The following is a 12,796-nucleotide window of genomic DNA, read 5'->3' as shown; positions in this document are numbered from 1 at the left end:
TGCGCCTCGGGGACCGTGCTCCGCGCAGCGGACTGGGGCCTTCGCCCCGGCCTCGCGGGAGGGCACCGCGCGGTGGGCGGGCCCCCGGCCTCGGGAACCGCGCTCCGCGCGGTGGGGCGGGGCTCCGCCCCTGCGCCCTGGCGGGGGCTGCGCCCCCTGCGCCCCGCTCCGGAGCCGGGGCCGGAGCCGGGGCCGGAGCCGGGGCCGGGGCCCCTGCGTCCCGGAGTCGCGCAACCGGGGCTGCGCCGCGCTGTCCTCAAGCGCCGGACGGGCTGATTCAGCCCGTCCGGCGCTTGAGGACAACCGCGAACCGCGCGGAGCGCGGAGCGGTTTCGGGGGTGCAGGGGGCGCAGGGGGCGCAGGGGGCGCAGCCCCCGCCCGTCCGTGCGGAGCGCGGTTCGGGGGGCGGATCCCCTGGGAAACGGTGAAAGGGCGGGCGGGGGCGGAACCCGGCGCCCACGGCGCAACGACGCACGACAGGGCGCGCCCCCACGGACCCCACCCCACCACCACCCCTGCGGGGAGTTCCCAACTCCCGAGCAGGCCCGCAGCGTTGGACAGATGCGCCGCCTCCCCGCCGCCGCCACCCTCGCCACCGTCCTCACCCTGACGGCCCCGGCCATGGCCATGGTCATGGTCACGGGCTGCGTCTCGCTGTCACCGCACCCGCCCCGCTCCCCGGCCTCCCACCCCGCCGCGGACCAGCGCGCGATCCTCCCCGGACGGGACCGCGAGTCCCTGGCCGACACCGGAACGGACGGGACGGTCGGGACGGACGGGACGGTCGGGACGGACGGGGAGAAAAGGCAGGGCGCCGGATCCGGCAGCCACCCCCTCCCGGAGGCCGCGACGAGCCCCTCCCCCGGCCCAGCCGGCGACACCCCCTCCGGGGAAGGGCGGCGGGAGGACGAGGACACCGAAGCCCCCGCCCGGGACGCCTCGACGGACCCTGGCGGCGACCCCCCGCGCACGCCCCCGGGCCCCTCCCGCCCGGCCAGAGCAAGGGACTTCACCACCCCGCGCCACGACGAGGCCCCCCACACCCCGGACCTCCACCACCCGGAAGCGCCCCCACCACCCCGGGAGGCCCCCGCACCCCCGCCCCCTCCGGCACCGCAGCCGCCCCCGCCGCACCGCTCGTCCCCGTCCTCCGGGGAGCCGGCGCACCCCGCGCCGCAGCCGCCGCCGGCGCGCTCCGGCACGTGTGCGATGGGCGAGCGCTACGGCCGGTGGCAGCCGGGGAGCGACGCGGCGCGCATCTGCCGTCAGGTGTACGGGGGTTGATAGCGGGCGGCGAGCGCGGAGACGATCTCCGCGACGGCGGCCCGCAGCTCCTCCGGCCCCAGGACCTCCGCCTCCGCCCCGAGCCCCAGCACGTCGTGCGCGGCGACCTTCAGCGCCTCGACGGGGAGGGTCACCGTCACCCACCCCTCCGCGTCGGGCGCGCCCGCGCCCTCCGCCGCGCGCCGCCCGGCGGCCCCGAACTTGACGGGCAGCAGGGCGAGTCCCGCCGGACTCAGCCGCAGCAGCGCCTCACCCCGCAGGCGCGCGTCCTCCAGCCGCCGCGCGGACCGCTCCCAGTGGCCGGCGAGGTCGAACCCGGCGGGCCGCTCGAAGCGTTCGGGCAGCACCTCGGCGGCGAGGATCCGCCCGACCCGGTACGTACGGACGTCCCCGTCGCACCGGGCCACGAGGTACCAGATGCCGCTCTTGAGGACGAGCCCCCACGGCTCCAGGTCGCGGCGCACTTCGCCCTTCCACCGCCGGTAGTGCACGCGCAGCAGCCGCTGCCGCCAGACGCCGTCGGCGACGGCCGGCAGGTGCGGCACGGGCTCCGGGTCGCGGAACCACCCGTCGGCGTCGAGGTGGAAGCGCTCGCCGACCCGGCGGGCCCGGTCGCCGAGCCCGGCGGGAAGGGCGGCCTCCAGCTTCAGCCGCGCGGCCGCGAGATCGGCGCCGAGCCCCAGTTCGGCGGCGGCACCGGGCACGGTGGCCAGGGCGAGGGAGCCGGCCTCGTCCTCCGTGAGCCCGGTGAGCCGGGTGCGGTAGCCGTCGAGCAACGAGTAGCCGCCGTCGGGCCCGCGGTCCGCGCGGACGGGGACGCCGGCGGCGCCGAGCGCCTCGACGTCCCGGTAGACCGTGCGGACGGAGACCTCCAGCTCGGCGGCGAGTTCGGGGGCCGTCATGCGCCCCCGGTTCTGGAGCAGGAGGAGCAGGGACAGCAGACGGTCGGCGCGCACCCCGGCATTGTTCCGGATTCCCCGCCCGTACCTGACAGAAGGTGTCAGGTACGGGCGGCAGGATCGTCCGCATGACCACAAACGCCACCAACACCACGGACACCACCGTCACCGGCACCTTCACCTACGACGGCTGGGACGAGGAGGAGCTCTCCCGCACCGCGGACGGGACGCGCCTGGCGCGCGCCTCGGTCCGCAACACCTTCACCGGTGCCGTCGAAGCCGCCGGCACCCACTGCGCGTACACCATCGTCTACCGCCCGGACGGCACGGGCACGTTCACCGGGCACCAGCAGTTCGAGGGAGCCGTGGGCGGCCGGCGCGGCTCGTTCGTGGTGCGCGAGAGCGGCACCTTCGACGAACGCGGCACGGTGCAGGGCTCGTTCGAGGTCATGGAGGGCTCGGGCGGCGGCGCGCTCGCCGGGCTGACGGGCAGCGGCACGTTCACGGCGGAGCACGGCGTCGAGGCCGTGCCCTACCGCTTCGACCACACCCTGCCCGGGCCCGCCGCGGGCTGAGCCGCTCAGACCTCCAGGTCCGGGATGCGCCAGTCGATCGGCTCGTGGCCCTGGGCCAGGATCGCCTCGTTGATCTGGGTGAAGGGGCGGCTGCCGAAGAAGCGCTTGGCCGACAGCGGCGACGGGTGGGCGCCCTTGACGACGGCGTGCCGCGACTGGTCGATCAACGGCAGCTTCTTCTGGGCGTAGTTGCCCCAGAGGACGAAGACGGCCGGGTCGGGCCGGGCGACGACGGCGCGGATGACCGCGTCGGTGAACTTCTCCCAGCCCTTGCCCTTGTGGGAGTTGGGCTCGCCGCCGCGGACCGTCAGCACCGCGTTCAGCAGGAGGACGCCCTGCCGGGCCCAGGGCAGCAGGTAGCCGTTGTCGGGGATGTCGTAGCCCAGCTCCTCGCGCATCTCCTTGTAGATGTTGCGCAGCGAGGGCGGCGTCCTGACCCCGGGGCGGACCGAGAAGCACAGGCCGTGGCCCTGGCCCGCGCCGTGGTAGGGGTCCTGGCCGAGGACGAGGACCTTGACCCGCTCGTAGGGGGTGGCCTCCAGCGCGGCGAAGACCTCGCCGCGCGGCGGGTACACCGGGGCCTTCGTCCGCTCCTCCTCGACGAATTCGGTCAGCGCCTTGAAGTAGGGCTTCTCCAGCTCCTCGCCGAGGACTGCGCGCCAGGACTCGGGCAGCACGTCGGTGACCGTCACCACAACCTCCGGGGTCGTTCTTGAACTCGCTGAGAACATACCGGGGCCCACTGACAACGGCCCCGGCGTCCCGGACGGTCCCGGCGTCCCCTGCGGTCCGTGGCGGTCCCCGGCGCTCAGATCCCGGCGTTCAGGAACAGTCCCCCGTCCAGGACGAGCGTCTGCCCGGTGATCCACCCGGCGGCGTCCGAGAGCAGGAACACGGCCGCCCCGGCCACGTCCTCGGGCACGCCCAGGCGGCCCAGCGGGTACGACGCCACGGCCTCCGCCTCGCGTCCCTCGTAGAGGGCGGCGGCGAACCTCGTCTTCACGACGGCGGGCGCCAGGGAGTTGACGCGCACCTTCGGGGCCATCTCGTGCGCGAGTTGAAGCGTGAGGTTGGCCATGGCGGCCTTGCTCATGCCGTAGGCGCCGACGAAGGGCGAGGCGGCGAGGCCGGCGACGGAGGTGATGTTGACGATCGCCCCGCCGTGCTCCTGCTGCCAGGCGTGCCAGGTGCGCTGGGCGAAGCCGAGCGCGGAGACGACGTTGGTCTCGAAGACCTTGCGGGCGACGCCGAGGTCGGTGTCGGTGATGGGGCCGAACACCGGGTTCGTCCCGGCGTTGTTGACGAGGTAGTCGATGCGGCCGAAGCGTTCCATCGCCGCCTCGACGGCGGCGGCCTGGTGGGCCTCGTCGTGGGCCTTGCCGGGCACGCCCAGCGCCCGGTCGGCGCCGAGCGCCTCCACGGCGTCCTTGAGCGCCTCCTCGTTGCGGCCGGTGATGACGACGCGGTCGCCGCGGGCGACGAGGGCCGCGGCGACGGCGTGGCCGATGCCCCGGCTCGCCCCGGTGACCAGGGCGACCCGGCCGGTGCCGGCCGGCTCCTGTGCGCGCTCCCGCTCCTGTGCGGTCATGCTGCTGCTCCCGTTCAGTCGAGCGGCCCGCCGGCCACGTACAGCACCTGGCCGGAGACGAACCCGGCGTTCTCCCCGGCGAAGAAGGCGATGGCCTCGGCGACGTCCTCGGGCCGGCCGACCCGGCCGACCGGGATCTCCTTGGCGGCGGCGGCCTGGAGGTCCTCGAAGCCGACGCCGACGCGTGCCGCGGTGGCGGCGGTCATGTCGGTGGCGATGAAGCCGGGGGCGACGGCGTTGACGGTGATGCCGAACTTGCCGAGTTCCTTGGCGAGGGTCTTGGTGAAGCCCTGCAGACCGGCCTTGGCGGCCGAGTAGTTGGCCTGGCCGCGGTTGCCGAGGGCGGAGCTGCTGGAGAGGTTGACGATGCGGCCCCAGCCGGCGTCGACCATGTGCTTCTGGCAGGCGCGCGCCATCAGGAACGCGCCGCGCAGGTGCACGTTCATGACGGTGTCCCAGTCGCTGTCGCTCATCTTGAACAGCAGGTTGTCGCGGAGCACGCCGGCGTTGTTCACCAGTACGGCGGGGGCGCCGAGTTCGGCGGTCACCCGCTCGACGGCCGCGGTCACCCGGTCGGTGTCGGCGACGTCGCAGCCGACGGCGAGGGCGGTGCCGCCGGCGCCGGTGATCCGCTCCACGGTGCCGGCGCAGGCCGCCTCGTCGAGGTCGAGGACGGCGACCGCGTGGCCGTCCCGGGCCAGACGCAGGGCGGTCGCGGCGCCGATGCCGCGGGCCGCTCCGGTGACGACGGCCACCCGTCGCTCGCTGGTGGACATGCCGTGTCTCCTCACCTCGGGGGGCGCTCCCCGCCGGGCAGTGGCGCGGACGGCGGGGACGGGCCCCGGGGACCACGGAGAACCGCGGGTGAGCAACCGCTCAGTAGCTTCGGCCGATCAGACGCTAGAAGCCCGCCCACCCGCTGTCAACGCCCCCGTACTCCCCGGCGTCTCACCTGACCAGCAGGTCGAGCAGCCGCTCCGGCTCCGCCCGGGGGTCGGTGGTCAGCCCGGTGTGCACCGGGCCCGGCTGGACGACGGTGCTGCGCGGCGCGATCAGCCAGCGGAAACGCCGTCCCGCGTCGTCGCACGCGGCCTGGCCGGCGCGCTCCCCGCCGGCGCAGACCCCTTCGACGGCGCGCAGCGCGGCGCGGACGCCCGCCACGTCCGCCGCCGGGTCGAGGGCCAGCAGCCGGCGCTCGTCCAGGTGGACCCGGGCCTCCACGAAGGACTCGGCCTGGCAGTAGACGACGACGCCGGCGTTGATCTGCTCGCCGCGCTCGACCCGGGGCACGACGCGCAGCAGCGCGTACTCGAAGACGGCCCGCTCCTTGGGGTCCTTGCCGTGATCCGTCACTTGCCGGCCTTCCTGTCCAACCTGACCCGCACCCACTCGGGCGCCTGCGAGGGCTTGTCCGCGCTGCGTTCGCCGACGGTGATCCGGTCGCCGACGCCGGCGGCGCGGTCCCGCAGCACCTCGACGTAGGCCCGGCGCACGGCGTCCGGGCCGTCGAATCCGGGCTCCCCGTCCAGCCATTCGTCCGGGACGTCCGCGACGACCTCGGTCAGCAGCTCCTCGGTGACCCGGGGAGCCAGCTCGGCGGCGGCCCCGGCGAGGTCCGGGGAGAAGGTCGCGAGGACGTGGTCCGAGGCGTCGTACGGTTTGGCGGCGGCGGCCGGCGCGGACGGCCAGTTGTGGTGCCAGATCATCGTCGCCCCGTGGTCGATGAGCCACAGGGCGCCGTGCCACACCAGGAGGTTGGGGTTGCGCCAGGAGCGGTCCACGTTGCCCACCAGCGCGTCGAACCACACCACGCGCCCCGCCTCGGCGGCGTCCGTCTCGAAGGCGAGCGGGTCGAAGCCGAGGGCGCCGGGGAGGTAGTCCATGCCGAGGTTGAGCCCGCCGCTGGCCTTGAGCAGCCCCTGCACCTCCGGGTCCGACTCGGCCCGGCCGATGACCGGGTCGAGCCGGATGCCCACCAGATCCGGGACGCGCAGGCCGAGCGCCCGGGCCAGCCGGCCGCTGATCACCTCGGCGACGAGGCTCTTGCGGCCCTGCCCGGCCCCGGTGAACTTCATGACGTACGTCCCGAGATCGTCGGCCTCGACGATGCCCGGCAGCGAGCCGCCCTCACGCAAGGGCGTGACGTAGCGGGTGGCGGTGACTTCGGGGAGCATCGCCCCAGGTTACTGTGCGCTGCCGCGTGGCCGGCGCCGGCCGTTATTTACTTGTCCTAACGGCATGAACACGCCATCTTGTGTGCTCATGACCACCGCCACCCCCCGCTCCTCCACCCCGCCAGCCACCTCTTCCCCTTCTTCCCCGCACGTCCCTGCTCTTGACTGGCGTGTCCGCTTCGGCGCACTCGCCCTCGTCTGGGGCTTCAGCTTCCTGTTCATGCGGCTCGGGACGGACGGCTACGCGCCGCTCTTCGTCTCCTTCGGCCGCATGCTCTTCGGCACGGCGGTGCTCGCCCTGGTGCTGCTCCTGCGGCGGGAGCGGCTGCCGCGGACCGGGCGCACCTGGGCGCATCTGACGGTCGCGGCCTTCCTCCTCAACGCCCTGCCCTTCTCCCTGTTCGCCTACTCCGAGCTGACGATCCCCTCCTCACTGGCGGGCATCTGCAACGCCACCACCCCGCTGTGGGGGATGGTGCTCTCGCTCGTGGCGCTCTCCGAGGACCGCCCGACCCGGCGCCGGTTCGCCGGGCTCGTCCTGGGCTTCGCCGGGGTGCTCATCGTGCTCGGCGCATGGAAGGGGTTCTCCGGGCAGGACCCGTGGGGCACCGCGATGGCGCTGACCGCCTCCGCCAGTTACGCGGTCGGCTGGATCTATGTGAAGCGCACGCTCTCGGGCACGGGTGAGTCCCATCTGTCGCTGAGCACCGGGCAGTTGCTGGTCGGCACCCTCCAACTGGCGGTGGTGGCACCGCTGGCGGCGCCGCTGCCGTCCTCCTTCCACCTCGTGCCGGTGCTCGCGATCGCCGCGCTGGGCGCGCTCGGCACCGGCCTCGCCATGCTCGTCCAGTACGGCCTGGTCGCCGAGGTCGGCCCCACGACGGCCGCGTTGAGCACCTACTTCATCCCGGTCGTCGCCACCGCGGCCGGCGCGGCCCTCCTGGGCGAACACCTCAGCTGGAACACGCCGGTGGGCGCGGCCGTCGTCCTGGCCGGGGCGGCCCTCACCCAGACCCGCACACCCCGCGCGGGGCGGCCCCGCGGCGGCCTGGTGCGGGGCGGGGCCGGGGGTTCGGGGGCTGGCGCCGTGACGGCCGGTGCCACGACGGCCGGCCGCGCGCCTGTTGGCCGCGCGCCTGTTGGCGGCGTGGCCGTGGACGGCGTGGCAGTCCGCTGCACGTCAGTCGGCGGTTCGCCGGACGGCGGTGCCCCTGCCGGCGGCTCGCCGGCCTAGGGCGCTTGCCGCGACGGGCCCGGGCGGGCCCAGGGTGATGGGACCGCCGGCTCCCGTCCCCAGGCCCAGTGGCCGAGGAAACCCAGGAAGAACGCCCCCCCCCTTCCGCCCTTCCGCCCTTCCGCGCTCGGGGCCGCGCCCGGCCCCGGTAGCCACCATGGGCGGCACCGCCCCGCCCCGGCGAACGAACTCGCTCCCGGCACCGGTGCGGGCGGTCTCAGCACCAGCCGACCGGCCGTCGCCGCCCGGCTGCCCGGCTACAGCCGTTCGTCCACCGGCCGTTCGCCGGCCGGCGCGGGCTCCGCCGCGGCCGACGCCGGGCAGTCGGCACCCCGCCCGGCGGCTCCGGCGGCCCCGGCGACCCCGGCATCCCCCACAGCCCCAACCGCCCGTGCGGCCCCCGCGACCTCCGCGAGCCCGACGGCCGACGTCGTCGGCTCCCCGCCGGCCCCCTCCGCCCGCGTCCCGCCGCGCGCCTCCGCCAGTGCCAGGGCGGCCACCGACGACATGAGGACGGCCGTGCCGGTCACCGTGGCGGCGGTGAGGCGTTCGCCGAGCAGGGTCACGGCGATGACCGCGGCGGTGACGGGTTCGAGGAGGGTGATCACCGTGGCGGTGGTGGCCCGCACCGACTGGAGGGCGGTGAAGAAGAGGGCGTAGGCCAGTGCCGTCGGCACGGTGACGAGGTAGGTCATCAGGCCCAGGGTGAGGCCGAGTTCGTGAGTGCGCGGCACGAGGCCCTCCGCGGCGGCGAGCGGGAGGAGGGCCACCGTGCAGATGCCGAAGGAGGTCAGCGTCGTGGCGAACGGGTCCGTGGCCCGGCCCGTCCGGCCGAGGTACCGGGTGTAGACGGTGAACAGGGCGTACCCCGCCCCCGAGAGCAGCGCGAGCGCCACCCCCGCCGGGCGCACCGTGCCGGTGCCGTCGGCGCCGAGGACGAGGACGGCCAGCCCGGTGACCGCCCCGGCGACGGACAGCCGGCCGCCGGTGCCGAGGCGTTCGCCCAGGAGCAGCCGCCCGCCGGCCGCCGCCAGCACGGGCGCGGCCCCGAGGGTGACGACCGTGCCGACGGCGGTGCCGGTGGCCTCGACGGCGGCGAAGAAGGCGGCGTTGAAGACGGTCAGGCCGAGGCCGTTGACGAGGGCGGGCACGATCCGCCGGCGCAGCGGGCCGGTGGCGCGCCCGCGGCGGCGGGCCGTCCGGTGGGAGGGCGCGAGGTACCGCACGGCGAGCAGCAGCGCGAAGCCGCCCGCGCCGCGCCAGAAGGTGAGCGCCATGGGCCCGAGGCCGCTGGCGGCGAGGGCAAGGGTGGCGGTGGCGCCCGTGGTGCCCCAGGAGAGGGCGGTGAAGGTGAGGTAGAGCAGGCCGCGGAGGGCCGAAGGGGCCGTGGACGCGGCGGAGTTGCCGGGCTCGTCCCGCCTGGGGCGGGACGGCGCGAGGGTGGAGTCGGACATGACTGTTCTCCCGCGGAAGACGTGAAGGGATCGCGTGGTCCTCTGTGCGGGCAGCGGCGATCGCCCCGGGGCGCGTCAGGACGCGTCCACCGGGGAGGGTCTCCCTCGGGAACCGGAAACCGGGCACCGGAAGCCGGGAGTCGGGTCCGGAGCCGGAAGTCGGAGCCTGGAGCGGCGGCCGCCCGCGCTACGCGGCGGCGGGAGGCGGAAGAACAGCGGTCGTCGGCATGATCGGCACCCTACGTCCGCAGCGGGCCGTCGGACAACTCCCGTTCGGCGTCCGCCGTCCCCTCCCCGCGCGCGACGGGTCCGGGGCGGGCGTGCCGGGGCGCGGACGTCTGGGCGATGAAGGCGCCGGCGAGCACCAGGACGCCGCCGGCCGCCTGCGGTGCCGAGAGGCCCTCGCCGAGCAGCGCCCAGGCCAGGACGACGGCCACGACCGCCTCCAGGAAGGCGACGACGCAGGCGACTTGGGAGGAGAGCCGGCGCACGGAGACCACGCCGGTGAGGTAGGCGGCGACGGTGGCGATCAGTACGAGCCAGGCGAGCAGCAGTCCGGCGGGCACGCCGGTGCCGCCCAACCGGGCGCTGTGGGCGAGGAATTGCCAGTCCATGGTCCAGGGCCGGGCGACGGCGGTGAGGACGAGGGCGCCGACGAGCAGCCCGTGGGCGGTGACGCCCACCGGGTCCGCGGCACCGGCCCGTCCACCGGCGCCGTCACCGGCGGCGGCCCCGTCGGCGCCGTGGTCGGCCAGGACGAAGTAGCCGGCCTGGCAGCAGGCCGCGCCCAGCGCGATGATCAGGCCGAGGACATCGAAGCGCAGGCCGGACCACACCTCGACGACGCAGGCGAGCCCGCCGACGGCGAGCACCACCCCGGCGGCGGCCGCCCGGCTCACCGGCCGCCGCTGGACGAACCGGACCCAGCCCAGCAGCAGCGCGGGCCCGAGGTATTCGACGAGCAGGGCGACGCCGACGGGGATCCGGGAGATGGCCGCGAAGTAGCAGGCCTGGACGCCCGCGACGCCCAGCAGCCCGAAGCCGGCGAGCAGGGCGGGGCGGCGGCGGACCAGGGCGCGGTGCCGCCAGGCGACGGGCAGCAGGACGAGGGCGGCGCCTGCCGCCCGCAGCCAGACCACGTGCAGCGGGTCCAGGCCCGCCTCGATGAGCGGCTTGGCCGCGACTCCCGATCCGCCGAACGCGAGCGCGGAGACGAGGGCGAGCCCCAGCCCCACGCCCCTCCCCTGAGACGTCTGCATCGCTGCATCATGCCAAGGCCGCGCGGGCCCTGTCAGGAGTGTCAGCCACTTCGCGCCTGGCGGACCTCCGGGTGCAGCCGGGCGTCGAGGGCCATCAGGTCCACCCCGGCCCGCCGCAGCACGTCGACCGCGCGGCAGCGGGGGTCGTGGGCGAGGGCCGCGAGCAGGTCGGTGCCGTGGACGCGGCGGGCTCCGCGGGCGCCGGCCCGCGTGGCGGCCGCGGCCATGGCGGTGGCGGCGGCGGGCGACCAGCCGGGCGCCCCGCCGGCGGGGGGCCGGGGCAGCGCCTGGGAGTCCTCGACCGTGGCGGACCAGCGCAGTCCGTAGCCGATGGAGCGCTGGACGAGGTAGCCGAGCAGCCGGGCGACCTGGGGCGGCCCGCCGGGCAGGGCGCGGCGGGCGTCGGCGTCGGCCTCCAGGAGGGAGTGCAGGAGGTGGGCGGTGTCGATCTGCCGGTCGCCGTCGCGCTGTGCGCGTCTGCGGGCACCGGCGACCGCCGCCGTCAGCTCCGCGGTCAGCGGTCTCCCGCCGGGGGCGCTGGGGTCGGGGGTCCGGCTGTGCACCCTCCCACCCCATCAGTCGTGGGCCGTCACGGCATCCCCGAAGGGAAGCATTCGCGCGTCCGACGGGAGGTGGGCGCGTACGGCCGCGTGCTCCTCCTTGAGGAGGAGACGGGGACGCGGCCTCTCCGGGTCGCGCCCCCCTCGAAAGAACTCACCCTCCTCGGCAAGACCTCGTCCTCCTCGGGCTCACCCCTCCTCGGCGAGGATCAGGTAGAGCTTCTTGCGGGACTCGTTGATGACGGCGAGCGCCGCCTCCTTCTGCTCCGGGGTGCCGGTGCGCCAGACCTGGCCGAAGGCCTCCATCAGCCCCAAGCCGGCCTGCCGGATCTCCTGCATGGCCTGGAGGTCGATGCCGCCGCCGACCTCCTCCCAGGGGGTCGGCGAGCCGGCCTCGGCCTCGGCGCGGCCCTCGTCGGTCAGCGTGAACAGCTTCTTGCCGCCCTCGCTGGCGCTGCTGATCAGCCCCTCGTCCTCCAGGAGCTGGAGGGTCGGGTAGACGGATCCCGGGCTGGGCTTCCAGGCGCCGCCGCTGCGCTCGGCGATCTCGCGGATCATCTCGTAGCCGTGCATCGGCCGGTCGCGGAGCAGCGCCAGGATCGAGGCCCGCACGTCGCCGCGGCGGGCGCGGCCGCCCGGGCCGCCGCGCCCGCGTCCGCCGAAGAAGGGGCCGCCGAAGGGCGGGCCGAACGGCCCGAAGGCGCGCCGTCCGCCGCGCTCGCCCCAGCCTCGGCCGGGGTGGCGGTGATGCTCGTGTTCGTGGTGGGTGTACATGGTGTTCCCTCCGATCATCGATCGTTCACGATGCTTCGACGATATATCGGAAACGCTCGCCCGACAAGCCCCCGACTCCCTCGCGGCCGGAAAGCCCCCCGCCCGGTCCACTTCTCCCCCATTGGCCGTGTACGCCGCGCCGCCCGCCCGCCTACGGTCGGGCCATGCGCATCCGAATCGTCGACGCCTTCACCGACCGCCCCTTCGCCGGCAACCCCGCGGGGGTCCTGCTCTTCGGCCCGGAGGGCTTTCCCGACGACGGGTGGCTCCAGCGGGTCGCCGCCGAGGTCAACCTGTCCGAGACCGCGTTCGCCCATCCGCTCGGCCCGGCCGCGGAGGCGGACTGGGCGCTGCGCTGGTTCACCCCGACGACCGAGGTGGACATGTGCGGGCACGCCACGCTCGCCACGGCGCACGTGCTGCACACGACGGGGGCCGCGTCGGGCCCTGTGCGGTTCGCCGCCCGCTGCGGGGCCCTGGGCACGACGGTGGCGGACGACGGCTCGGTGACCCTGGACTTCCCGACCTCGCCGCTCACCCCGGTCGCCGCCCCGGAGGGGCTGGCCGACTGCCTCGGCACCCGGCCGCTCGGCGTGCACGACACCGGCGAGCACCTCGGCGACCTCCTGGTCGAACTGGCCGACGAGAAGACCGTCCACGCCCTCGCCCCCGACCTGCGGGCCCTCTCCGAACGGTCCCGCCGGGGCGTCATCGTCACCGCCCCCGCCGAGGACCCGTCCCGCGGGTACGACTTCGTCTCCCGCGGCTTCTTCCCCAACGCGGGCATCGACGAGGACCCGGTCACCGGCAGCGCCCACACCGCCCTCGCCCCGTTCTGGTCGGCCCGCCTGGGCCGCACCGAACTGACGGGCCTCCAGGGCGGCGCCCGGCGGGGCCTGGTACGGGTGGCCCTGCGCGGCGACCGCACCCTGCTGACCGGCAAGGCCGTCACCGTCGTCGACGGCGAACTGCTCGCCGGGTAGGCGCCGCGCGCG

General features: G+C 75.7%; 14 protein-coding genes. 4 read left to right on the top strand and 10 right to left on the bottom strand.

Translation table 11 applies throughout. The annotated features are described in order from the left end of the window. Positions 1-561: 561 nt before the first annotated feature. The gene (locus AC230_RS11550) at positions 562-1,284 is read left to right on the top strand and encodes a hypothetical protein (RefSeq protein ID WP_049716050.1); all 723 of its coding nucleotides are present in this window, start codon (positions 562-564) and stop codon (positions 1,282-1,284) included. On the opposite strand, the gene AC230_RS11545 is transcribed toward AC230_RS11550, so the two are convergent. Continuing rightward, entirely contained in the window at positions 1,266-2,240 is a 975-nt protein-coding gene (locus AC230_RS11545; protein WP_049716049.1) for a helix-turn-helix transcriptional regulator, read from the bottom strand. The genes AC230_RS11550 and AC230_RS11545 overlap by 19 nt on opposite strands. Before the next feature lie 71 nt (positions 2,241-2,311). Between AC230_RS11545 and AC230_RS11540 the strand changes: the two genes are divergently transcribed. Then, a complete protein-coding gene (locus AC230_RS11540; protein ID WP_049716048.1) occupies positions 2,312-2,758 on the top strand; it encodes a DUF3224 domain-containing protein in 447 nt (148 codons plus the stop codon). Between the two features lie 5 nt (positions 2,759-2,763). Here the strand turns inward: AC230_RS11540 and AC230_RS11535 are convergent, their stop codons facing one another. The 5 genes from AC230_RS11535 to AC230_RS11515 form a co-directional block, all read right to left on the bottom strand. Next, positions 2,764-3,450, bottom strand: a complete 687-nt coding sequence (locus AC230_RS11535) for a uracil-DNA glycosylase (RefSeq protein WP_049716047.1) — start codon at positions 3,448-3,450, stop codon at positions 2,764-2,766. Positions 3,451-3,566: 116 nt separating this feature from the next. Beyond that, on the bottom strand, positions 3,567-4,346 hold the full coding sequence (locus AC230_RS11530) for an SDR family oxidoreductase (RefSeq protein WP_049716046.1): 780 nt from the start codon (positions 4,344-4,346) through the stop codon (positions 3,567-3,569). Between the two features lie 14 nt (positions 4,347-4,360). Next, entirely contained in the window at positions 4,361-5,122 is a 762-nt protein-coding gene (gene fabG / locus AC230_RS11525) for a 3-oxoacyl-ACP reductase FabG (protein ID WP_049716045.1), read from the bottom strand. Positions 5,123-5,294: 172 nt separating this feature from the next. Further along, positions 5,295-5,699 (bottom strand): DUF3037 domain-containing protein, encoded by a 405-nt coding sequence (locus AC230_RS11520; protein ID WP_049716044.1) that lies wholly within the window; start codon positions 5,697-5,699, stop codon positions 5,295-5,297. Then, a complete protein-coding gene (locus AC230_RS11515) occupies positions 5,696-6,520 on the bottom strand; it encodes a HipA family kinase (protein WP_049716043.1) in 825 nt (274 codons plus the stop codon). Before AC230_RS11515 ends, AC230_RS11520 begins: the two co-directional genes overlap by 4 nt. An 88-nt stretch (positions 6,521-6,608) precedes the next feature. Between AC230_RS11515 and AC230_RS11510 the strand changes: the two genes are divergently transcribed. After that, entirely contained in the window at positions 6,609-7,754 is a 1,146-nt protein-coding gene (locus AC230_RS11510) for a DMT family transporter (protein WP_078871189.1), read from the top strand. A 257-nt stretch (positions 7,755-8,011) separates the two neighbouring features. Here AC230_RS11510 and AC230_RS11505 read toward each other — a convergent pair whose 3' ends face one another. The 4 genes from AC230_RS11505 to AC230_RS11490 all read right to left on the bottom strand — a co-directional run bounded on the left by AC230_RS11505 (position 8,012) and on the right by AC230_RS11490 (position 11,801). Further along, on the bottom strand, positions 8,012-9,208 hold the full coding sequence (locus AC230_RS11505; RefSeq protein ID WP_078871166.1) for an EamA family transporter: 1,197 nt from the start codon (positions 9,206-9,208) through the stop codon (positions 8,012-8,014). A gap of 239 nt (positions 9,209-9,447) precedes the next feature. Continuing rightward, positions 9,448-10,467: an EamA family transporter gene (locus tag AC230_RS11500; protein WP_049716042.1), complete on the bottom strand. Its 1,020-nt coding sequence runs from the start codon at positions 10,465-10,467 to the stop codon at positions 9,448-9,450. Between the two features lie 41 nt (positions 10,468-10,508). Then, positions 10,509-11,030 carry a Clp protease N-terminal domain-containing protein gene (locus AC230_RS11495; protein WP_049716041.1) on the bottom strand — a complete coding sequence of 174 codons (522 nt, stop codon included), beginning with the start codon at positions 11,028-11,030 and terminating at the stop codon, positions 10,509-10,511. Between the two features lie 186 nt (positions 11,031-11,216). Then, positions 11,217-11,801, bottom strand: coding sequence for a PadR family transcriptional regulator (locus tag AC230_RS11490; protein ID WP_049716040.1), 585 nt, complete (start codon positions 11,799-11,801; stop codon positions 11,217-11,219). A 164-nt stretch (positions 11,802-11,965) separates the two neighbouring features. Between AC230_RS11490 and AC230_RS11485 the strand changes: the two genes are divergently transcribed. Next, entirely contained in the window at positions 11,966-12,784 is an 819-nt protein-coding gene (locus tag AC230_RS11485) for a PhzF family phenazine biosynthesis protein (protein WP_049716039.1), read from the top strand. The last annotated feature ends 12 nt before the right edge of the window (positions 12,785-12,796 follow it).

The sequence above is a fragment of the Streptomyces caatingaensis genome (assembly GCF_001187435.1).
Classification (GTDB): Bacteria; Actinomycetota; Actinomycetes; order Streptomycetales; family Streptomycetaceae; genus Streptomyces; species Streptomyces caatingaensis.
This window is presented reverse-complemented; position numbering and strand designations above follow the sequence as displayed.

Excerpts from the sequence above, each read along its gene's own strand:
- AC230_RS11550 (WP_049716050.1), top strand. The coding sequence starts at position 562 with ATGCGCCGCCTCCCCGCCGCCGCCACCCTCGCCACCGTCCTCACCCTG.
- AC230_RS11505 (WP_078871166.1), bottom strand. The coding sequence starts at position 9,208 with ATGTCCGACTCCACCCTCGCGCCGTCCCGCCCCAGGCGGGACGAGCCC.
- AC230_RS11530 (WP_049716046.1), bottom strand. The coding sequence starts at position 4,346 with ATGACCGCACAGGAGCGGGAGCGCGCACAGGAGCCGGCCGGCACCGGC.
- AC230_RS11490 (WP_049716040.1), bottom strand. The coding sequence starts at position 11,801 with ATGTACACCCACCACGAACACGAGCATCACCGCCACCCCGGCCGAGGC.
- fabG (WP_049716045.1), bottom strand. The coding sequence starts at position 5,122 with ATGTCCACCAGCGAGCGACGGGTGGCCGTCGTCACCGGAGCGGCCCGC.
- AC230_RS11515 (WP_049716043.1), bottom strand. The coding sequence starts at position 6,520 with ATGCTCCCCGAAGTCACCGCCACCCGCTACGTCACGCCCTTGCGTGAG.
- AC230_RS11500 (WP_049716042.1), bottom strand. The coding sequence starts at position 10,467 with ATGCAGACGTCTCAGGGGAGGGGCGTGGGGCTGGGGCTCGCCCTCGTC.
- AC230_RS11540 (WP_049716048.1), top strand. The coding sequence starts at position 2,312 with ATGACCACAAACGCCACCAACACCACGGACACCACCGTCACCGGCACC.
- AC230_RS11510 (WP_078871189.1), top strand. The coding sequence starts at position 6,609 with ATGACCACCGCCACCCCCCGCTCCTCCACCCCGCCAGCCACCTCTTCC.
- AC230_RS11485 (WP_049716039.1), top strand. The coding sequence starts at position 11,966 with ATGCGCATCCGAATCGTCGACGCCTTCACCGACCGCCCCTTCGCCGGC.